Here is a 19453-nt window from a genome sequence, read left to right as displayed (position 1 = left end):
GCACACGCCGATCTCGGCGCCTTTCTCGGCGGCCAGCTGCTTGAGCCGGATCGCCGCCGACAGCCCGGCGGGGCCGCCGCCGACGATCACGACGTCGTATTCCATCGATTCGCGCGGGCCGTATTGCTCGATGAGGCTTGCGGGGGTCATTGGCGTTCCTCTAACCGTTAGAATGCTTTTATTCGGGAGCGTATTGTCTGCGAAACGAAACGCTTGCCGCAACAACATGCAGGTAGATTAGCACGATCGTTCTATTTTTTGTGCTAGGGTAATGCCGCTCGGGCTGTGCCGCCCGGGCCGGCGAAACGACATCGAAAGGGGATGTGCAAATGGGTCGATCGATCAATCTGGAAGGCAAGGTTGCGCTGGTCACGGGCGCATCGAGCGGCCTCGGGCAGCGTTTTGCGCAGGTGCTGTCGCAGGCCGGCGCGAAGGTCGTGCTCGCGAGCCGCCGCGTCGAACGCCTGAAGGAGTTGCGCGCGGAGATCGAGGCGGCGGGCGGCGCGGCGCACGTCGTGTCGCTCGACGTGACCGACGTCCAGAGCATCAAGGCGGCCGTCGCGCATGCGGAGACGGAAGCCGGCACGATCGACATCCTCGTGAACAATTCGGGCGTGTCGACGATGCAGAAGCTCGTCGACGTGACGCCCGCGGATTTCGAGTTCGTGTTCGATACGAATACGCGCGGCGCATTTTTCGTCGCGCAGGAAGTCGCGAAGCGGATGATCATGCGCGCAAACGGCGGCGGCAACGGCAAGCCGCCGTGCCGGATCATCAACATCGCGTCGGTGGCCGGGCTGCGCGTATTCCCGCAGATCGGGCTGTACGCGATGAGCAAGGCCGCGGTCGTGCAGATGACGCGCGCGATGGCGCTGGAGTGGGGCCGCCACGGGATCAACGTGAACGCGATCTGTCCGGGCTATATCGATACCGAAATCAATCATTACCTGTGGGAAACCGAGCAGGGCCAGAAGCTGCAGTCGATGCTGCCGCGCCGGCGTGTCGGCAAGCCGCAGGATCTCGACGGGCTGTTGTTGCTGCTCGCGGCCGACGAGTCGCAGTTCATCAATGGTTCGATCATCTCCGCGGACGACGGCTTCGGCCTCGCGTGAGCGGATGACATTCAGCAACAAAGAAGACTGCAATGAGCGCAACAAACGCAACAAACGATTACTCCCCCGTTTTTGAGATGTCGATGCCGATCCGCTGGGGCGACATGGACGCGTTCGGCCATGTGAACAACACGGTTTATTTCCGCTACATGGAGCAGGCGCGGATTTCGTGGTTCGAGCAGCTCGGCATTGCCGGCGGCAACGGCGAGGGGCAGGGGCCCGTCATCGTCACCGCGTCGATGGAGTTCCTCAAGCAGCTGCACTATCCGGGCGACGTGATCGCGAAGATGTCGGCCGCGAAGCCCGGCCGAAGCAGTTTCGACACCGGGTTCGAGCTCACGCGCGCGGACGATCCGCAGCATGTCTATGCCCGCGGCAACGCGCGTTGCGTGTGGGTCGATTACGCGCTCGGCAAGTCGGTGCCGCTGCCGCAACTGTTGCGCGACACGATCGAGCACGCGCTCGCGACGAAAGTCGGCTGAGCGCGGCTATCGGCAGGCCGGCACCGGGTTGCCGGTGGCGCGTCGTGTTCGTTGTTGCCCCGATGTTTCCCCGGATCGGCCGCCGTGTGCGGCCGATCGTCATTCGAGCGCCGCGATGCGACGCGCGTTCACTGTCCGAGCAGGCGCTGCAGCAGCTCCGGCGTATTGTTCGTTCCGTATTTGCGCATCAGCCGGGCGCGGTAGATGTCGACCGTGCGCGAGCTGATGTCGAGCACGCGCCCGATCTGCTTGCTGGTCTTGCCGGTCGCGAGCTGCGCGGCGATCTCGCGCTCGCGCGGGGTCAGCTCGACCGCGACGCGGCGCGTCGCGCTCAAATCCTCGAAGGTCCAGACGCCGGCCGCAAGCGGTGCGGTGCGGTCGAGCGCGCGGCCCGTCACGTGGCACCAGAACAGCTCGCCGTCCGCGCGTTTCATGATTCTGTCATCCGAGTAGATGCCGTTCGCGACCATCACGCGTGCGATGCGCTCGCCGATCCGCTGGAATTCGTCCGTCGACGGGTAGAGCACCGCGTACGATTTTCCGATCAGGTCGGCCCGCGCACAGCGGAAGATCGACGCGAGCGCGTCGTTGCAGTCCTCGATCACGCGATCGCGCGACAGCACGAGGCCGAGCGGCGCGAGATGGAAGGCGGTCTGGTAATCGAGATCGGGCATGGCGCAGGCAAGCGGAGGCAAATGCTTATGTATTTTTGCGTATTGTGCCGCATCGGCGTCACATCGTACCCTTTCAGGCATCTCGCGGCGGTGTGTCGCGACATAAAAACAGCGCGCCTCGACGCAGGCTTTGCCGCGCATGCATAGAATGATGCGGCGGGCTTGCGCCACGTGGCGCGTGAACCGGTTTTGCTGGTTTCCATAGAGGAAGGGACAACTGATGAACAAAGTCTATCCAAGCGCGGCTGCCGCGCTGGAGGGGATCGTCCGCGACGGACAGACCTTCGCGGTGGGCGGCTTCGGCCTGTGCGGGATTCCCGAGGCGCTGATCGCGGCGTTGCGCGATTCGGCCGTCAAGGGCATCACCTGCATCAGCAACAACGCGGGCGTCGACGGTTTCGGCCTCGGTCTGCTGCTGGAAACGCGCCAGATCAAGAAGATGATCTCGTCGTACGTCGGCGAGAACAAGGAGTTCGAGCGCCAGTACCTGGCCGGCGAACTCGAGCTTGAATTCACGCCGCAGGGCACGCTCGCCGAAAAGCTGCGCGCGGGCGGCGCGGGCATCCCCGCGTTCTTCACGAATACCGGCTACGGCACCGTGATCGCGGAAGGCAAGGAAACGCGCCAGTTCGGCGATCGCCACTACGTGCTCGAGCCGTCGCTGACGGCCGACGTCGCGCTCGTCAAGGCATGGAAGGCCGACAAGTCCGGCAACCTCATTTACCGCCGCACCGCGCGCAACTTCAACCCGATGTGCGCGATGGCCGGCAAGATCACCGTGGCGGAGGTCGAGGAGATCGTCGAGAACGGTGCGCTCGATCCGGACCAGGTCCATACGCCGGGGATCTTCGTGCAGCGCATCGTGCTGAACGCGACGCCCGAAAAACGCATCGAACAACGCGTCGTACGCGCGAAAGGAGACTGACATGGCCTGGAATCGTGACCAGATGGCCGCGCGCGCGGCGAAGGAACTGCAGGACGGCTTCTACGTGAACCTCGGCATCGGCCTGCCGACGCTCGTCGCGAACCACGTGCCGGAAGGCGTCGAGGTGTGGCTGCAGTCGGAGAACGGCCTGCTCGGCATCGGCCCGTCGCCGACCGAAGACGAAGTCGACGCCGATCTCATCAACGCCGGCAAGCAGACCGTCACGACGCTGCCGGGCTCGTCGATCTTCTCGTCGGCCGATTCGTTCGCGATGATCCGCGGCGGCCACATCAACCTCGCGATCCTCGGTGCGATGCAGGTCAGCAAGCAGGGCGACCTCGCGAACTGGATGATCCCGGGCAAGATGATCAAGGGGATGGGCGGCGCGATGGACCTCGTCGCGGGCGTGGGGCGTGTCGTCGTGCTGATGGAGCATGTCGCGAAAGGCGATCAGCACAAGATCCTCGACGAATGCAATCTGCCGCTGACGGGCGTCGGCGTGGTCGACCTGATCATCACCGATCTCGGCGTGATCGAAGTGACGCCGGCCGGCCTGAAGGTGCTCGAACTCGCCGACGGCGTGAGCGCCGAAGAGATCCAGTCGAAGACGGGCGCACCGCTCGACGTCAGCGCCGTGGCCTGAGTATCACGTCGTTGCGTCATGCTCGACGCCCCGCGTTCCTCACGGAACGCGGGGCGTTTTGTCATGACCGCATGCGTCACGCAATCGCGCCGCCGCCGTCGATCAGTACCGTCGAACCGGTTGCATAAGGCGTGGCCGCCAGATACAGGACCGCATTCGCGACATCCTCCGGCTGGCCGACCCTGCGGGCCGGAAGCCGCCGGGCCGCGCCGGCGTACATCGCGTCGCGTGCATCGGGCGCGAGCTTGTCCCACAGCGGCGTCGCGATCAGGCCCGGCGACACGGTATTCACGCGAACCGGCGCGAGCTCGAGCGCCAGGCCGCGGGTGAGCGCCTCGAGCGCCGCATTGATCGCGCCTTGCAGCACCGACGACGCGCTCGGTCGCACGCTGAGGTAGCCCGACACGAACGTCAGCGAGCCGCCGGGCGCGATATCGATCGCGCGGGCGATGCGGTACGCGCCCCAGAACTTGCTGTCCATCGCAGCCTGCGCGTCGGCAAGCGGCAGCGCACGGACTGCGCCCGTGGCCGTCTTCGCGGCCGAAATCACGACGTGGTCGAACTGGCCGGCGCGCGCGCAGAACGCATCGACGTCCGCCGTATCGGTGATGTCGAGCGTTTCGGTCCGCACGTGCGCGCCCGGCATGGCATCGACGTCGAACCTGCCCGGATCGCGCGACGCGATCGTCACGCGCGCGCCGTGTCGCGCGAAAGCCGCCGCGGTGGCGGCGCCGATGCCGGAGCTGCCTCCGACGACGAGGACGTTCTTGCCGTGGAGCGGATCATTCATGAAGGTCATTCCTGGTGATGAGTTGAACGGCATCCGGTCAGATCGTTTCGGTCTCGCGCAGCGTCGACGGGCTGCGCAGCGCGAAGCGCGCAATATCGTCCTTGCGCATGAAAGCGACCCCCGGATGTGATCGCGCGTAGTGCAGGAAGTCGTCCCACGCGCGGACCATCTGCGGCGTGCCGCTGATCCGGTCGTGCGCACTGATCGACATCAGTCTGCGCCGCTGCCCGGCTTCCGCGTACAACTGGTCGAAATCGAGCTTGATCTGCTCGAGGAACATCGCCGGCGTGTAGTGGCGGCCTTCGATCAGCAGGATGTCGTTGTTGCGCAGCGTGTACGGGACCACGGCGAAATCGCGACCGCCGACGGTCTCGACGAACGGTTCGTCGCGACTGACGTCGTCGATGTGATACGTGTAGCCGAGTTCCTGCAGCAGCGACAACGTATGCGGTCCGCGCCGCAGCCAGTTGCAGTTGTAGCCGGTCGGACGCTGGCCGGTCACCGCTTCGACCATGTCGCGTGCTTCGGTCAGGAAGCGGCGCTCGTCGTCGCGGCTCATCGCGAATTGCGCGCGCCACGTCGGGCCGTGCGCGGCGGCTTCGTGGCCGCGCGACACGATCTCGCGCGCCAGATCGGGGTGCCGGCGCGCGGCTTCCCCGATCATGTGTGACGTCACTTTCACGCCGTGCCGGTCCCACAGATCGAGCAGGCGCGGAATCCCTTCCCGGTAGCCGTACGCGAACCAGGTGGCCGAGGCGAGATCGACCGGTACCGACGGCGGGAACGCGACGGTCGGAAACGGGCTGTCCGCGCCCGTGGGCGGCTGTCCGCCTGCTTCGAACTGCATCGAGATCGAGATCACGATGCGCGCGCCGTCGGGCCAGAACGGCGTGGCGCCCGGTGCGGCGAGCGCCGCCGTTGGCGCGGCGGTTGCCGGCAGGGAGGCGCCTGCGGCCGCCGCGACGCCGGCCGCGAGCCCGGCGCCGGCCTGGGCCAGGAACGTGCGGCGCGGCAGCGGCGTCGCGGGAGGGTGGTTGCCGTGAGTCATCGTTCCCTCCGTCAGCCGACGAGCCCGAGCTGACGCATCAGCGTCAGGTTGTCCTCGATGTGCCAGTTTTCCGCGATCCGGCCCTGGTCGATCCGGTAGATATCGGTCGCGATGAAGTCGATCGCCTGTCCGCGCCCCGCCGTTCCGTTGAAAGCGCCGGTGAAATGCCCGCGGAAATGCAGGTGCACGACGACCCGGTCGCCCGCGACGATCATCTGTTCGATGTCACAGCGCAGGTCCGGGATCGCGTCGCGCATCGTGCCCGAGGCCGCGAGCGGCCCCGGTACGCCTTGTTCGCGGCCGGGCGGCAGCGTTCGGTCGGTGAAGTCGACGGCGAGCGCCGCGCGAGCCAGCGCAGGGTCGCCGGTATTCCAGAAGGTGCCGTAGCGGCGCGCGGCCAGGATTTGCGCGCGGGCCTGCGCTGCCGGCAAGCCTGCCGCGACGGTCAGGCTGTGCGGTGCGACGAGGTCGGCGGCACGGGAAGCGGCGGGCCAGAGCGCCACGACGCAGGCGGCTGCCGCGAATGCGTGCGCGAGGGGGCGGGCGGCCGAACGAAGGCGGATCGACATGGTTTCGAGGGTCCTGTGAAGGCGTCGTGCGACGACGCGGAACAGGTATGGTAGGTTTCCGTCCTCAATGCAAATACTGGCAAAATGCGAATGGATTATTCGAAAAAAGGAAAGGTTTGGGCGAGGTGCACGCCATGACGCTGATCGACGATTTCCCGGCGCTCGATACCTTCGCGCGGATCGTGTCGGCCGGCAGCCTGTCGGCGGCGGCGCGCGAGCTCGACCTGTCGTTGTCGGTCGTCAGCAAGCGGCTCGCGCATCTCGAGTCGCGACTCGGCGTGCGCCTGCTGCACCGGACGACGCGGCAGCAGACGCTCACCGACGACGGTGCGCAGTTTCATGCGCAGGTGCTGCGCATCCTGGCCGAGGTCGAGCATGCCGAAACGCTGATGCGCGATCGCCGCGGCACGGTCAGCGGCGTGCTGCGCGTGACGGCGCCCGGCGAACTCGGCCGCCTGCGGATCGCGCCGCTCATTGCGGCATTTCAGCAGCGACATCCGCAATTGACCGTGCAGCTGATGCTGACCGATACGGTCGTCGATCTGCTGGCAGCCGATATCGACGTCGCCGTGCGGATCGGCAATCTGGCCGATTCGACGATGATCGCGCGCGAGCTGGCGCCGAATCATCGCGTGCTGTGCGCGTCGCCGGGCTATCTCGCGGCGCACGGTTGGCCGGCCCATCCGGCCGAGCTCCGTGCACACCGATGCATTGTGATGGGCGATCAGCCGCGTGCCGAATGGCGGTTCGACGGCGCGCAAGGTGACGTGGCGGTCGAGGTGACGGCCACGCTGCTGACGAACGACGGCGGCGCGGCGCGCACGCTGGCGCTCGAAGGCGCGGGCATTGCGTTGAAGTCGATCTGGGACGTCGGCGCCGATCTCGACGCCGGTCGGCTCGTGCGCGTGCTGCCGGCCTTCGAGGCGCCCGCCGCGCCGTTGCATGCCGTCTATCCCGGCGGCCGTCACGTGTCGTTGCGCGTGCGGACGTTCGTCGATTTCCTGCGCGAGCAGTTGCGTCACGCGTGGCGCCGCCACGATTGAACCCGTTCCGGATGGTGGGCCGGGCGCGTCGCGGCCCGTCATTCCGAAGCGGTTTACAATCGTTTGCATCGGGCGCCGCAGGCGTTGTCCCGCGCGTCGCCCCCGTTCGACAGGATGCCAACGATGCCAACGACCCCAGCGAATCCCCCGGTTCCCCGCCAGCGGCGCGTGCAGTGTGCGAGCGCGGCCGGCCTTCACCACGTCGCCTATACCGAGTGGGGCGATCCCGCGAATCCGCGCGTGCTCGTGTGCGTGCATGGCCTGACCCGCTCCGGACGCGATTTCGACCGGCTTGCCGCCGCGCTGTCCGATACGTATCGCGTCGTCTGCCCCGATGTCGTCGGGCGCGGCCAATCGGACCGGCTGGCCGATCCGCGGCACTATGCGATTCCGCAGTACGTGGCCGACATGGTGACGCTGATTGCGCGGCTCGACGTCGAATCGGTCGACTGGTTCGGCACGTCGATGGGCGGCCTGATCGGCATGGCGCTGGCCGGGCTGCCCGGTTCGCCGGTGCGCCGGATGATCGTCAACGACGTCGGCCCGCGCATCGAGCCCGATTCGCTGACGCGTATCGGCGAATACCTCGGCGTGCAGCCGCGCTTTGCGACCGAGCAGGAGGGGATCGACTACCTGACGTCGCTGTCGCTGCCGTTCGGCGCGCTGAGCGCCGACGAGTGGCGCGAGATCAACGGGCCGCTGCTGCACGAGCTGCCCGAAGGCGGCTGGACGATGCGCTACGACCCGCGCATCGCCGAGCCGTTCAAGGCCACGACGCCCGAACTGGCCGCACTCGGCGAAGTCGCGCTGTGGCACGCGATCGAGGCGACCGATGCGACGCTGCTCGTCGTGCGTGGCGAGACGTCCGACTTGCTGTCGCGCGAGACGGCGGCCGAAATGGTTCGCCGCGGCCGCCATGTGACGCAGGTCGAGATTCCGGGCGCGGGCCACGCGCCCGCCTTCGTCAGCGCCGACCAGATTGCGCTCGCGCGGCGGTTTTTCGTCGAAGGCGACGCATAAACGCGTCATAATATGCGGTTCGGCGGCACGCGGGCCGTGCCGCCGTCCGATTCCTCACTCATCACGACCGGAACATTTTCATGGCAGTCATTCGTCACCACGTCGGGGCCCGGCTCTCCGAAACCGCGATCCACAACGGCACCGTGTATCTGGCCGGCCAGATCGCCGAAGACACCACGCAGGACATCCGCGGCCAGACGCGCGAAGTGCTCGGCCACATCGATCGCCTGCTCGCCGAAGCGAACAGCGACAAGGCGCATCTGCTGTCGGTGCAGATCTACATCTCGGATCTCGCGAACTTCGAAGGCATGAATGCGGAGTGGGATGCATGGGTCGCGCCGGGCAACACGCCGCCGCGCGCCACCGTCGAGGCGAAGCTCGCCGATCCGGCGCTGCTCGTCGAGATCGTGGTCGTCGCCGCGCAGCGGAGCTGAGCTGAGCGTTATCCGACGATGACCGTATTCCGGCAGGCCGTGCAATGACCGAATCCGTTTCCGCCTCTCCCGTCGCGGCGCCGTCGTTCGACGACGTGCTCGCGTTCGTGCGCGAGCGGGCCGGCGACGCGCGCCTGTCGTCGGGCGAGCTGCTCGCCGACCACTCGGCGGGCACGGCGGCGATCATGCGCACGCTGAACGTCGATCCGTCCGCGATGCAGGCCGCCGCGCTGTTCGTGCTGACGCCGCACCTGAGCGACCCCGAGCGCGAGCTGACCGAGCGTTTCGGCGACGAGGTCGCGCGGCTCGTGTCCGACGTGCGCAAGCTGTTGCGGCTCGGTACCGTGAGCCTGCGCGCCGCGCAGAACGCAAAGCCCGACTCCGGGCGCGACGCGGCGGAAGAGCGGCGCACGCAGATCGAGGCGCTGCGCAAGATGCTGCTCGCCTTCGCGCAGGACATTCGCGTGGTGCTGATCCGGCTCGCGTCGCGGTTGCAGTCGCTGCGCTATTACGCTGCCGCGAAGCTCGATCCGCCGCCCGACGTCGCGCGCGAGACGCTCGAGATCTATGCGCCGCTCGCGAACCGTCTCGGTATCTGGCAACTGAAGTGGGAGCTCGAGGATCTCGCGTTCCGCTTCGAGGATCCCGTCACCTACAAGCGGATCGCGAAGCTGCTCGACGAAAAGCGCATCGAGCGCGAGGCGTACGTCACGCAGGCGATCGCGCGGCTGCAGCACGAGCTCGCGGAAGCGCACATCCAGGCCGACGTGAGCGGCCGGCCGAAGCATATCTACAGCATCTGGCGCAAGATGCGCGGCAAGGAGCTCGATTTCTCCGAGCTGTACGACGTGCGCGCGTTTCGTGTGATCGTGCCCGACATCAAGGATTGCTACGCGGTGCTCGGCATCGTGCATCACCTGTGGCAGCCGGTGCCGAAGGAATTCGACGACTACATCTCGCGGCCGAAGCCGAACGGCTACAAGTCGCTGCATACGGTCGTGATCGGCGACGACGGCCGTGCGTTCGAAGTGCAGATCCGCACGCAGGAGATGCATCGCTTCGCCGAGTACGGCGTCGCCGCGCACTGGCGCTACAAGGAGGCAGGCGCGCGCGGCTATGGCGGCCAGTTCTCGGCGAGCGACAAGTACGACGAGAAGATTGCGTGGCTGCGCCAGTTGCTCGCGTGGAAGGACGACGTCGAGGACGGCACCGAAGTGTCGGGCGACCAGGCGTGGGCGCAATTGCGCGCGACGTCGCTCGACGACGATCACATCTACGTGCTGACGCCGCAGGCGCGCGTGATCGCGCTGCCGCAGGGCGCGACGCCGGTCGATTTCGCGTACCACCTGCACAGCGAGCTCGGCCATCGCTGCCGTGGCGCGCGCGTCGACGGCGTGATGGTGCCGCTGAATACGTCGCTCGCGAACGGCCAGACGGTCGAGATCGTCGCGGTGAAGGAAGGCGGCCCGTCGCGCGACTGGCTGAACCTGCAGCTCGGTTACCTGAAGAGCCCGCGTGCACGGCAGAAGGTGCGCGCGTGGTTCAACTCGATCGAGCAGGAAGAAAACGTCGCGCATGGTCGCGCGCTGGTCGAAAAGACGCTGCAGCGCGAGGGCAAGACGTCGGTCAACCTGGACAACCTCGCCGCGAAGCTCGGCTTCAAGTCGCCCGAGGAGCTGTTCTCGGTCGTCGGCAAGGAAGAATTCAGCCTGCGCAACGTCGAGCACGCGCTGTCCGACGCACCGCCGCCGGAACCGGCGCCCGAGGCGCCGGCCGATTTCGAGAAGCGCAGCAGCGGCGCGAGCGTCGCGCACGGCGCGTCGACCGGCGTGCTGGTGGTCGGCGTCGACGCGTTGCTGACGCAACTGGCGCGCTGCTGCCGTCCGGCGCCGCCCGATCCGATCAGCGGTTTCGTCACGCGCGGCAAGGGGATGTCGATCCACCGCACCGACTGCCCGACGTTTCGCCGGATGGTCGAGCGTGCGCCGGAACGCGTGCTGCAGACGACGTGGTCGGCCGACGTGCTGGGCGGGCGCGGCGCGTCCGTCTATCCGGTCGACCTGATGATCGAGGCGAGCGACCGGCAAGGGTTGCTGCGCGATATCTCCGAAGTGTTCGCACGCGAAAAGATCAACGTCGTGGGCGTGAAGACGCAGAGCCGCCGCAATGCGGCATTCATGCAGTTCACGGTCGAGGTATCGAATTCGGCGCAGGTGCAGCGCGCATGTACGCTGCTCGGCGAGGTGCAGGGCGTCGTGCGGGCGGGGCGGAAGGTGTGATGGGGTTGGAACTGCGTTATTTTGCTGCGACCGCATAAAAACACTTGCCAAGCCCGTAACGGCTCCATATAATCTTAGCTTCTCTAGGCTCGTAGCTCAGCTGGTTAGAGCACCACCTTGACATGGTGGGGGTCGTTGGTTCGAGTCCAATCGAGCCTACCAACGAATTGAGAATGCCCGGCCTCCGGGTGTTCGATGCAGTACACAACTCAACGCGAACAAGGCGAATACGGTTATGACACCGCGAACGTTGACCGAAACCACTTCGGAGCGACGCTAGTCGAGGAACGTTTTCGCCCTTTCAGTTTGAGTGAAGTATCGAATGCGGCCCCTCGAAAGCGGGGCCGCATTTTTTTTGTCGCGAATTTTCACGCGTGAGTTCGATCTCGCGTACCTGGTCTGCCGCCCACTGTCGGCATCACGGAGATTGCTATGGTTTCGATACGCTTGCCTGACGGCTCAGTTCGACAATACGAGCATCCGGTGACAGTTGCCGAGGTTGCGGCCTCGATCGGTCCCGGCCTTGCGAAGGCTGCGCTTGGTGGCAAGCTCGATGGCGAGCTCGTCGATACGTCGACGGTGATCGACCGCGACGCGTCGCTCGCGATCGTCACGGACAAGGATGCCGACGGCCTCGACATCATCCGCCACTCGACCGCCCACTTGCTCGCGTATGCGGTGAAGGAACTGTATCCGGACGCGCAGGTGACGATCGGTCCGGTGATCGACAACGGTTTCTATTACGACTTCTCGTACAACCGCCCGTTTACGCCGGAAGATCTCGAAAAGATCGAAAAGCGCATGCAGGAACTCGCGAAGAAGGACGAGCCGGTCACGCGCCGTGTCGTGTCGCGCGACGAGGCGGCCGGTTATTTCCGCAGCATCGGCGAGAAGTACAAGGCCGAGATCATCGAATCGATTCCGCAAAGCGACGAAATCAAGCTGTACTCGCACGGCGGCTTCACCGATCTGTGCCGCGGCCCGCACGTGCCGTCCACCGGCAAGCTGAAGGTCTTCAAGCTGATGAAGGTCGCGGGCGCGTACTGGCGCGGCGATTCGAAGAACGAGCAGCTGCAGCGCATCTACGGCACGGCCTGGACGAAGAAGGAAGACCAGGACCAGTACCTGCACATGCTCGAGGAAGCGGAAAAGCGCGACCACCGCAAGCTGGGCAAGCAGCTCGACCTGTTCCACATGCAGGAAGAGTCGCCGGGCATGGTGTTCTGGCATCCGAAGGGCTGGGCGCTGTGGCAGCAGGTCGAGCAGTACATGCGCCGCCGCGTCAACGACGCCGGCTATCTCGAGATCAAGACGCCGATGATCATGGACCGCTCGCTATGGGAAGCGTCGGGCCACTGGCAGAACTATCGCGAGAACATGTTCACGACGGAGTCGGAGAAGCGCGACTACGCGATCAAGCCGATGAACTGCCCGGGCCACGTCCAGGTGTTCAAGCACGGCCTGCGTTCGTACCGCGACCTGCCGCTGCGTTACGCGGAATTCGGCTCGTGCCACCGCAACGAGGCGTCGGGCGCGCTGCACGGCCTGATGCGCGTGCGCGGCTTCGTGCAGGACGATGCGCACATCTTCTGTACGGAAGATCAATTCATCTCGGAATCGATCGCGTTCAACACGCTGGCCATGAGCGTGTACAAGGATTTCGGTTTCGATCACATCGACATCAAGCTGTCGCTGCGCCCCGATCAGCGTGCCGGTACGGACGAGACCTGGGATCGTGCCGAGCAAGGTTTGCGCGATGCGCTGACGGCTTGTGGTCTCACGTGGGAAGAGTTGCCGGGTGAGGGCGCGTTCTACGGCCCGAAGATCGAGTACCACATCAAGGACGCGCTCGGCCGCTCGTGGCAGTGCGGCACGCTTCAGCTCGACATGGTGCTGCCGGAGCGCCTGGGTGCCGAATACGTCGCGGAAGACAACAGCCGCCGCCGGCCGGTGATGCTGCACCGCGCGATCGTCGGTTCGATGGAGCGTTTCCTCGGGATTTTGATCGAGCACCATGCTGGTGCAATGCCGGTCTGGCTCGCGCCGTATCAGGCAATTGTGCTCAATATCGCCGAAAGTCAGGCCGAATATGCGCAGTCTCTGGCCCAATCGTTGCAAAAACAAGGGGTTAGAGTGGCGGCCGATTTGCGCAACGAGAAGATTAGCTATAAAATACGCGAGCACACGCTGGAAAAGGTGCCTTATCTCCTCGTCGTGGGCGATAAGGAGCGTGATGCGCAAACGGTAGCCGTGCGTGCCCGTGGCGGCGTCGATCTTGGCGTAATGCCGGTCGAAGCCTTCGTTGAGCGTCTGCAGGAAGACCTGCGCTCGTTCAAGTAACCGCCCTGGCAGCGCGGCTCGTTTTTTTAATTTTTAGAGGAAACGTAACATCGCTACTGATAAGTCGTCGCACCGCATCAACGGTGAAATCACTGCGCCGGAAGTGCGCCTGGTCGGGATCGAGAACGAACCGCTCGGTATCGTAAAACTCGCTGACGCTTTCCGTAAATCGGAAGAACTGGATGTTGACCTGGTGGAAATCGCGCCGCAAGCGGTGCCGCCGGTTTGCCGTCTGATGGATTACGGCAAGTTCAAGTACCAGGAATCGAAGAAGCAGCACGAAGCGAAGCTGAAGCAGAAGGTCATCCAGGTCAAGGAAGTCAAGTTCCGCCCGGGTACCGATGACGGGGATTACAACGTCAAGCTCCGCAATCTCGTGCGCTTCCTCGAAGAGGGCGACAAGACGAAGATCACGTTGCGTTTCCGCGGCCGTGAAATGGCTCACCAGGAAATCGGTATGCGGATGCTCGAACGTCTGCGCACGGATCTCGAGGAAGTCGGCCAGGTCGAGCAGATGCCGAAGATGGAAGGGCGCCAGATGATCATGGTGCTCTCGCCGAAGAAAAAGAAGTAACGGGCCCGCGCGCGTCGCGCGCAGGTTCGACAGTGGTTCGGCGCGTTGCCCGGTCAGGGCGGCGCGCCAACAATGACGGCGGCTGCGCAAGCGGGTCGCCGTACACAAGTGGACTGGGTTTCGAAGGGCGGGTCAAGGGCGCAAGCCAACCGCACACCCATCGCCATCTAATAAACTGGAGTTGTTCGTCATGCCTAAGATGAAGACCAAGAAGAGCGCTGCAAAGCGCTTCGTGGTGCGTCCGGGCGGTACCGTCAAGCGCGGTCAAGCCTTCAAGCGCCACATCCTGACCAAGAAAACCACGAAGAACAAGCGCCATCTGCGCGGCGCAACGGCAGTTCATGATTCCGATCTGAACTCCGTCCGCGCGATGCTCCCGTTCGCGTAACCCCTCAACTGATACTCCAAGGAGAGAAACATGCCTCGAGTCAAACGTGGGGTAACCGCACGGGCCCGCCACAAGAAGATCATCAACCTGGCCAAGGGTTATCGCGGCCGCCGCAATAACGTCTACCGCATCGCCAAGCAGGCGGTGATGCGCGCTGGTCAGTACGCGTACCGCGATCGCCGCAACAAGAAGCGTGTGTTCCGCGCACTGTGGATCACGCGTATCAACGCGGCAGTTCGCCAGCACGACATGACCTACAGCGTGTTCATCAACGGCCTGAAGAAGGCGTCGATCGAACTCGACCGTAAGGTGCTGGCCGACATGGCGGTGTTCGACAAGGCTGCTTTTGCTGCGATCGTCAAGCAGGTGAAAGCCGCCGTTGCAGCCTAATTGCGAAATTAGCACTGCGTGGTTAGTTGCAGCGAGGTTCCGGTAGTCTCGGCCGCTGCAGCGAAAACGGGGCTCTTCCGAGCCCCTTTTTTGTTTGGTGGGCGGTTTCGCTCGCCAAGACCGAATGACGTTGGAAATGATGGGATCTATGGATCTGGACCAGATTGTCGCCGACGCGCAGCAGTCCTTCGAACAGGCTGCCGACATCACCACGCTCGAAAACGAGAAAGCACGATTTCTCGGCAAATCGGGTGCGCTGACCGAGTTGCTGAAGGGCCTCGGCAAGCTCGATCCCGAAGCACGCAAGACCGAAGGCGCCCGCATCAACGTCGCGAAGCAGCAGGTTGAAGCCGCGCTCACCGCCCGTCGCCAGGCGCTGGCCGACGCGCTGCTGAATCAGCGCCTCACTGCCGAAGCGATCGACGTGACGTTGCCCGGCCGCGGCGCCGGCGCCGGCAGCCTGCACCCCGTGATGCGCACGTGGGAGCGGGTCGAACAGATTTTCGGCTCGATCGGTTTCGACGTGGCCGACGGCCCCGAAATCGAGACCGACTGGTACAACTTCACGTCGCTGAACAGCCCGGAGAACCATCCGGCGCGTTCGATGCAGGACACCTTCTACGTCGAAGGCAAGGATGCCGACGGCCGCCAGCTGCTGCTGCGCACGCACACGAGCCCGATGCAGGTGCGTTATGCGCGCATGAACCGTCCGCCGATCAAGGTGATCGCGCCGGGCCGCACGTATCGCGTCGACAGCGATGCGACCCACTCGCCGATGTTCAATCAGGTCGAGGGGCTGTGGATCGACGAAAACATCAGCTTCGCCGACCTCAAGGGCGTCTATACCGACTTCCTGAAAAAATTCTTCGAGCGCGACGACATCCTCGTGCGCTTCCGTCCGTCGTATTTCCCGTTCACGGAACCGTCGGCCGAGATCGACATGATGTTCGAGCAAGGCAAGAACGCCGGCAAGTGGCTCGAAATTTCCGGCTCGGGGCAGGTGCATCCGACCGTGATCCGCAACATGGGCCTCGACCCCGAGCGCTACATCGGTTTCGCGTTCGGCAGCGGCCTCGAGCGCCTGACGATGCTGCGCTACGGCGTTCAGGATCTCCGGTTGTTCTTCGAGAACGACTTGCGTTTCCTGCGCCAGTTCGCATAACGCCGCTCGCCGCGCCGACCTGTGCCCGCGCACGCCCCCGATGGACGTTTCCGACGGGGCCCGGGCGTCGATCTAACCTGTTTCGAACGTAGACATCCATGCAATTCCCTGAATCCTGGTTGAGAACCTTTGTCGACCCGCAGCTGACGACCGACGAGCTGTCGCACGCGCTGACGATGGCGGGGCTCGAAGTCGAATCGCTGAGCAAGGCTGCGCCGCCGACGTCGAAGATCGTCGTGGGCCGCGTGCTCGAAGTCGTCAAGCATCCGGATGCGGACAAGCTCAATGTCTGCCAGGTCGACGCCGGCACCGGCGCGACGCTGAACATCGTGTGCGGCGCGCCGAACGTGGCGCCCGGCATCAAGGTGCCGGTCGCGCTGGTCGGTGCGGAACTGCCGCCGGCGGAAGAGGGCGGCAAGCCGTTCGCGATCAAGCTGTCGAAGCTGCGCGGCGTGGAGAGCCAGGGGATGCTGTGCTCGGCGCGCGAGCTGAAGTTGTCCGAGGATCACAGCGGGCTGCTGATCCTGCCGGAAGACACGCCGGTCGGTCAGGACATCCGCGAGACCCTCAATCTCGACGACACGATCTTCGAAATCAAGCTGACGCCGAACAAGGCCGACTGCCTGTCGGTGTTCGGTATCGCCCGCGAGACGGCCGCGATCACCGGCGCACCGCTGACGCCGGTCGACATCCGCCCGGTGAACGTCGAGCTCGACGAAACACTGCCCGTGCGCATCGCCGCGCCCGATCTGTGCGGCCGCTTCTCGGGCCGCGTGATCCGCGGCGTGAACGCGCATGCGAAGACGCCGCAGTGGATGGTCGAGCGCCTCGAGCGTTCGGGCCAGCGCAGCGTGTCCGCGCTCGTCGACATCTCGAACTACGTGATGTTCGAACTCGGCCGCCCGTCGCACGTGTTCGATCTCGACAAGATCCACGGCGGCATCGAAGTCCGCTGGGGCAAGCGCGGCGAATCGCTGAAGCTGCTCAATGGCAATACGGTCGAACTCGACGAAACGGTCGGCGTGATCGCGGACGACCGTCAGGTCGAAAGCCTGGCCGGCATCATGGGCGGCGACAGCACGGCCGTCACGCTCGATACGACCAATATCTATCTGGAAGCCGCGTTCTGGTGGCCGGACAGCATCCGCGGCCGCGCGCGCAAGTACAACTTCTCGACCGATGCGGCGCATCGCTTTGAGCGCGGCGTCGATTACGCGACGACCGTCGAGCACGTCGAGCGCATCACGCAGCTGATTCTCGAGATCTGCGGCGGCAAGGCCGGCCCGGTCGACGATCAGGCGGTGAACCTGCCGCAGCGCGCGCCGGTGAAGATGCGTGTGTCGCGCGCGAACCGCATCATCGGCGTGAAGATCGACGCCGACGAGATCGCGGACATCTTCACGCGCCTCGGCCTGCCGTTCGAGCGTGAAGACGACGCGTTCCTCGTCACGCCGCCATCGCATCGCTTCGACATCGAGATCGAGGAAGACCTGATCGAGGAAGTGGCGCGCATCTACGGCTTCGAGAAGATCCCGGCCCGGCCGCCGGTCGCGACGAGCGAAATGCGCGCGACCCATGAGACGCGGCGGTCGATCCACGACATCCGTCACGCGCTGGCCGCGCGCGACTATGCGGAAACCGTCAACTTCAGCTTCGTCGATGCGGAGTGGGAGCACGATTTCGCGGGCAACGACAACCCGATCCGCCTGCTGAACCCGATCGCGAGCCAGCTCTCGGTGATGCGTACGACGCTGTTCGGCAGCCTGATCGCCGTGCTGCGCCACAACCTGAACCGCCGTGCCGATCGCGTGCGCGTGTTCGAATCGGGGCGCGTGTTCGTCGCCGATCCGTCGGTGAAGGCCGGCGAGCTGGCGGTCGAAGGCCATGCTCAGCCCAAGCGCGTCGGCGCGCTGGCGTACGGTCCGGCACTCGACGAGCAGTGGGGCGTGACGACCCGCGCGGTCGATTTTTTCGACGTGAAGGGCGATCTCGAAGCGCTGCTCGCGCCGGCGGTTGCGCGTTTCGTGAAGGCCGAGCATCCGGCCCTTCATCCGGGCCGCAGCGCACGCATCGAAATCGATGGCCGCGCGGTCGGCTGGATCGGCGAACTGCATCCGCGCCTGATGCAGAAATACGAGCTGCCGCACCCGCCGGTGATGTTCGAGATCGACGCGGACGCGCTGATCGCCCGTGCGCTGCCCGCGCCGACCGACGTGTCGAAATTCCCGCCGGTCCGTCGCGATATCGCCGTTGTCGTCGATCAGGCGGTCGAGGTTCAGGCACTTTTCGACGAAATGAAGAAGGCGCTTGCCGAAGAGGCCTGCCGATTCGTTCAGAAGGTTGTACTCTTCGATGAATTTCGTGCAAAATCAAATACTTCCGGTGGTCTTGCCGCGAACGAGAAGAGCCTTGCCTTCCGCGTGACGCTGCAGGATGCGGCTGGCACGCTGCAGGACGAGGTCGTCGACCAGGCGATTCAGACGCTGGTCGAGCGGATGGCTCGCGCCGGGGCGCGCCTGCGCGGCTAAGGAGAGGGCCCGCCCGTTCGCGGGCGGCTTTTTTCCATCGTAAGTTTTGATTCAACGCGCTGTATGGCAGATATGAACGACATGACCTCGAGTGAATTCGAAGCCCTCCTGACGGCGCAACGCAGCGCGATGAACCGCGACGCTTCGGCGCCGGCGTCCACCGAGACGCCGACGCTGACGAAGGCGGAACTGGCGGAGTTGCTGTTCGACAGCGTCGGGCTGAACAAGCGTGAAGCGAAGGACATGGTCGAGGCGTTTTTCGAAGTGATCCGCGACGCGCTCGAAAACGGTGAAAGCGTCAAGCTGTCGGGGTTCGGCAATTTCCAGTTGCGCGACAAGCCGCAGCGTCCGGGCCGCAATCCGAAGACGGGCGAGGCGATTCCGATCGCGGCCCGCCGGGTGGTAACCTTCCACGCGAGCCAGAAGCTGAAGGCGCTGGTCGAAAACGGCGCGGAGTAAGACGCGCGCCCACGCCCCGCGCGGCCGCCGCGCACCCTTTACCGACGGTTAACCGACGATGACCACCACGGTTGAGAAAGTCGTCTTGCCTCCGATTCCCGCGAAGCGCTACTTCACGATCGGCGAAGTCAGCGAACTGTGCGGGGTCAAACCACATGTGCTGCGTTACTGGGAACAGGAATTCACTCAACTGCGGCCGGTGAAGCGGCGCGGCAACCGGCGGTATTACCAGCATCACGAAGTGCTGCTGATCCGGCGGATTCGCGAATTGCTGTACGAGCAGGGCTTCACGATCAACGGCGCGCGCAACCGGCTCGATTCGCCGGGCAGCGAGCGGGCCGCGGCGGAGCCAGCCGAATCCGACGCGCAGGCCGTCGATGCGCGTGGGGCGGCCAAGCCGGGCGCAACCGTCGACGTCATCGCGTTGCGGCAGGCGTTGCTGGACGTGATCGACGGACTGAAACACGACTGAGTAACCGTCTTCCGAGTCAAGCCCGATGAAGTGAATCGTCCCAAGGCGTGTTGGTTTTGACCATGGCATTGAGCATGGTTAGGAGCTTGCGCATGCAGGCAACAAGCGCGACCTTGGACAG

Annotated in this window: 21 protein-coding genes, 1 tRNA gene and 1 pseudogene; 17 read left to right on the top strand and 6 right to left on the bottom strand. The window is 65.0% G+C overall.

The genetic code is table 11. The features are described 5' to 3' along the window. Positions 1-222, bottom strand: a 222-nt coding sequence (locus tag H0X95_RS34835) for an FAD-binding protein (protein ID WP_226209475.1), incomplete at its 3' end; no start/stop codon positions are given. 107 nt (positions 223-329) lie between these two features. On the opposite strand from H0X95_RS34835, the gene H0X95_RS34830 reads away from it, so the two are divergent. Continuing rightward, positions 330-1112, top strand: coding sequence for an SDR family oxidoreductase (locus H0X95_RS34830; protein ID WP_011545236.1), 783 nt, complete (start codon positions 330-332; stop codon positions 1110-1112). A gap of 32 nt (positions 1113-1144) precedes the next feature. Continuing rightward, positions 1145-1594 (top strand): acyl-CoA thioesterase, encoded by a 450-nt coding sequence (locus H0X95_RS34825; RefSeq protein WP_006488508.1) that lies wholly within the window; start codon positions 1145-1147, stop codon positions 1592-1594. A 128-nt stretch (positions 1595-1722) separates the two neighbouring features. On the opposite strand, the gene H0X95_RS34820 is transcribed toward H0X95_RS34825, so the two are convergent. Continuing rightward, positions 1723-2268: a LuxR C-terminal-related transcriptional regulator gene (locus tag H0X95_RS34820; RefSeq protein ID WP_006488515.1), complete on the bottom strand. Its 546-nt coding sequence runs from the start codon at positions 2266-2268 to the stop codon at positions 1723-1725. Between the two features lie 220 nt (positions 2269-2488). On the opposite strand from H0X95_RS34820, the gene H0X95_RS34815 reads away from it, so the two are divergent. Further along, entirely contained in the window at positions 2489-3193 is a 705-nt protein-coding gene (locus H0X95_RS34815) for a CoA transferase subunit A (RefSeq protein ID WP_006488507.1), read from the top strand. Position 3194: 1 nt separating this feature from the next. Next, positions 3195-3836 (top strand): CoA transferase subunit B, encoded by a 642-nt coding sequence (locus H0X95_RS34810; RefSeq protein ID WP_006495368.1) that lies wholly within the window; start codon positions 3195-3197, stop codon positions 3834-3836. A gap of 76 nt (positions 3837-3912) precedes the next feature. On the opposite strand, the gene H0X95_RS34805 is transcribed toward H0X95_RS34810, so the two are convergent. The 3 genes from H0X95_RS34805 to H0X95_RS34795 are packed head-to-tail and all read right to left on the bottom strand — an operon-like array spanning position 3913 to position 6243. After that, positions 3913-4626 carry an SDR family oxidoreductase gene (locus H0X95_RS34805; protein ID WP_196446410.1) on the bottom strand — a complete coding sequence of 238 codons (714 nt, stop codon included), beginning with the start codon at positions 4624-4626 and terminating at the stop codon, positions 3913-3915. A gap of 37 nt (positions 4627-4663) precedes the next feature. Next, complete coding sequence (locus H0X95_RS34800; RefSeq protein ID WP_006495365.1) at positions 4664-5674, bottom strand: polysaccharide deacetylase family protein; 1011 nt, start codon at positions 5672-5674, stop codon at positions 4664-4666. Between the two features lie 11 nt (positions 5675-5685). After that, positions 5686-6243, bottom strand: a complete 558-nt coding sequence (locus H0X95_RS34795) for an ester cyclase (RefSeq protein WP_125333196.1) — start codon at positions 6241-6243, stop codon at positions 5686-5688. Between the two features lie 134 nt (positions 6244-6377). On the opposite strand from H0X95_RS34795, the gene H0X95_RS34790 reads away from it, so the two are divergent. The 13 genes from H0X95_RS34790 to H0X95_RS34730 all read left to right on the top strand — a co-directional run bounded on the left by H0X95_RS34790 (position 6378) and on the right by H0X95_RS34730 (position 19332). Continuing rightward, positions 6378-7286: a LysR family transcriptional regulator gene (locus tag H0X95_RS34790; protein WP_006495363.1), complete on the top strand. Its 909-nt coding sequence runs from the start codon at positions 6378-6380 to the stop codon at positions 7284-7286. A gap of 123 nt (positions 7287-7409) precedes the next feature. Further along, positions 7410-8306, top strand: a complete 897-nt coding sequence (locus H0X95_RS34785; protein WP_196446409.1) for an alpha/beta fold hydrolase — start codon at positions 7410-7412, stop codon at positions 8304-8306. Between the two features lie 80 nt (positions 8307-8386). Next, entirely contained in the window at positions 8387-8740 is a 354-nt protein-coding gene (locus H0X95_RS34780) for a RidA family protein (RefSeq protein ID WP_006486103.1), read from the top strand. A 44-nt stretch (positions 8741-8784) separates the two neighbouring features. Beyond that, positions 8785-11019 carry a RelA/SpoT family protein gene (locus tag H0X95_RS34775; protein WP_196446408.1) on the top strand — a complete coding sequence of 745 codons (2235 nt, stop codon included), beginning with the start codon at positions 8785-8787 and terminating at the stop codon, positions 11017-11019. An 85-nt stretch (positions 11020-11104) separates the two neighbouring features. Beyond that, a tRNA-Val gene (locus tag H0X95_RS34770) sits at positions 11105-11181 on the top strand. Between the two features lie 270 nt (positions 11182-11451). Further along, positions 11452-13359 carry a threonine--tRNA ligase gene (thrS, locus tag H0X95_RS34765; protein ID WP_196446407.1) on the top strand — a complete coding sequence of 636 codons (1908 nt, stop codon included), beginning with the start codon at positions 11452-11454 and terminating at the stop codon, positions 13357-13359. Positions 13360-13408: 49 nt separating this feature from the next. After that, complete coding sequence (infC, locus tag H0X95_RS34760) at positions 13409-13933, top strand: translation initiation factor IF-3 (RefSeq protein ID WP_071734130.1); 525 nt, start codon at positions 13409-13411, stop codon at positions 13931-13933. A gap of 190 nt (positions 13934-14123) precedes the next feature. Then, positions 14124-14321 (top strand): 50S ribosomal protein L35, encoded by a 198-nt coding sequence (gene rpmI, locus H0X95_RS34755; RefSeq protein WP_004191477.1) that lies wholly within the window; start codon positions 14124-14126, stop codon positions 14319-14321. A gap of 30 nt (positions 14322-14351) precedes the next feature. After that, entirely contained in the window at positions 14352-14711 is a 360-nt protein-coding gene (gene rplT, locus H0X95_RS34750) for a 50S ribosomal protein L20 (protein ID WP_004192938.1), read from the top strand. Positions 14712-14859: 148 nt separating this feature from the next. Further along, the gene (gene pheS, locus H0X95_RS34745; RefSeq protein ID WP_006486107.1) at positions 14860-15873 is read left to right on the top strand and encodes a phenylalanine--tRNA ligase subunit alpha; all 1014 of its coding nucleotides are present in this window, start codon (positions 14860-14862) and stop codon (positions 15871-15873) included. A 98-nt stretch (positions 15874-15971) separates the two neighbouring features. Beyond that, positions 15972-18401, top strand: a complete 2430-nt coding sequence (gene pheT, locus H0X95_RS34740) for a phenylalanine--tRNA ligase subunit beta (RefSeq protein WP_012492555.1) — start codon at positions 15972-15974, stop codon at positions 18399-18401. A gap of 72 nt (positions 18402-18473) precedes the next feature. Further along, on the top strand, positions 18474-18860 hold the full coding sequence (locus tag H0X95_RS34735) for an integration host factor subunit alpha (protein ID WP_006486093.1): 387 nt from the start codon (positions 18474-18476) through the stop codon (positions 18858-18860). 58 nt (positions 18861-18918) lie between these two features. After that, the gene (locus tag H0X95_RS34730) at positions 18919-19332 is read left to right on the top strand and encodes a MerR family transcriptional regulator (RefSeq protein ID WP_006486110.1); all 414 of its coding nucleotides are present in this window, start codon (positions 18919-18921) and stop codon (positions 19330-19332) included. 16 nt (positions 19333-19348) lie between these two features. Here H0X95_RS34730 and H0X95_RS34725 read toward each other — a convergent pair. Next, a pseudogene (locus H0X95_RS34725) lies at positions 19349-19453 on the bottom strand (IS110 family transposase); the annotation flags it as partial.

The sequence above is a fragment of the Burkholderia sp. 9779_493 genome (genome assembly GCF_015712215.1).
Taxonomy (GTDB): Bacteria; Pseudomonadota; Gammaproteobacteria; order Burkholderiales; family Burkholderiaceae; genus Burkholderia; species Burkholderia cenocepacia.
The sequence above is the reverse complement of the archived record's forward strand: the minus strand, read 5'-3'. Positions and strand labels throughout refer to the sequence as shown.

Excerpts from the sequence above, each read along its gene's own strand:
- H0X95_RS34830 (WP_011545236.1), top strand. The coding sequence starts at position 330 with ATGGGTCGATCGATCAATCTGGAAGGCAAGGTTGCGCTGGTCACGGGC.
- H0X95_RS34800 (WP_006495365.1), bottom strand. The coding sequence starts at position 5,674 with ATGACTCACGGCAACCACCCTCCCGCGACGCCGCTGCCGCGCCGCACG.
- pheS (WP_006486107.1), top strand. The coding sequence starts at position 14,860 with ATGGATCTGGACCAGATTGTCGCCGACGCGCAGCAGTCCTTCGAACAG.
- H0X95_RS34805 (WP_196446410.1), bottom strand. The coding sequence starts at position 4,626 with ATGAATGATCCGCTCCACGGCAAGAACGTCCTCGTCGTCGGAGGCAGC.
- rpmI (WP_004191477.1), top strand. The coding sequence starts at position 14,124 with ATGCCTAAGATGAAGACCAAGAAGAGCGCTGCAAAGCGCTTCGTGGTG.
- H0X95_RS34820 (WP_006488515.1), bottom strand. The coding sequence starts at position 2,268 with ATGCCCGATCTCGATTACCAGACCGCCTTCCATCTCGCGCCGCTCGGC.
- H0X95_RS34810 (WP_006495368.1), top strand. The coding sequence starts at position 3,195 with ATGGCCTGGAATCGTGACCAGATGGCCGCGCGCGCGGCGAAGGAACTG.
- pheT (WP_012492555.1), top strand. The coding sequence starts at position 15,972 with ATGCAATTCCCTGAATCCTGGTTGAGAACCTTTGTCGACCCGCAGCTG.
- H0X95_RS34790 (WP_006495363.1), top strand. The coding sequence starts at position 6,378 with ATGACGCTGATCGACGATTTCCCGGCGCTCGATACCTTCGCGCGGATC.
- H0X95_RS34785 (WP_196446409.1), top strand. The coding sequence starts at position 7,410 with ATGCCAACGACCCCAGCGAATCCCCCGGTTCCCCGCCAGCGGCGCGTG.
- H0X95_RS34825 (WP_006488508.1), top strand. The coding sequence starts at position 1,145 with ATGAGCGCAACAAACGCAACAAACGATTACTCCCCCGTTTTTGAGATG.
- H0X95_RS34730 (WP_006486110.1), top strand. The coding sequence starts at position 18,919 with ATGACCACCACGGTTGAGAAAGTCGTCTTGCCTCCGATTCCCGCGAAG.
- rplT (WP_004192938.1), top strand. The coding sequence starts at position 14,352 with ATGCCTCGAGTCAAACGTGGGGTAACCGCACGGGCCCGCCACAAGAAG.
- H0X95_RS34780 (WP_006486103.1), top strand. The coding sequence starts at position 8,387 with ATGGCAGTCATTCGTCACCACGTCGGGGCCCGGCTCTCCGAAACCGCG.
- H0X95_RS34795 (WP_125333196.1), bottom strand. The coding sequence starts at position 6,243 with ATGTCGATCCGCCTTCGTTCGGCCGCCCGCCCCCTCGCGCACGCATTC.
- H0X95_RS34815 (WP_006488507.1), top strand. The coding sequence starts at position 2,489 with ATGAACAAAGTCTATCCAAGCGCGGCTGCCGCGCTGGAGGGGATCGTC.
- H0X95_RS34735 (WP_006486093.1), top strand. The coding sequence starts at position 18,474 with ATGAACGACATGACCTCGAGTGAATTCGAAGCCCTCCTGACGGCGCAA.
- H0X95_RS34775 (WP_196446408.1), top strand. The coding sequence starts at position 8,785 with ATGACCGAATCCGTTTCCGCCTCTCCCGTCGCGGCGCCGTCGTTCGAC.
- thrS (WP_196446407.1), top strand. The coding sequence starts at position 11,452 with ATGGTTTCGATACGCTTGCCTGACGGCTCAGTTCGACAATACGAGCAT.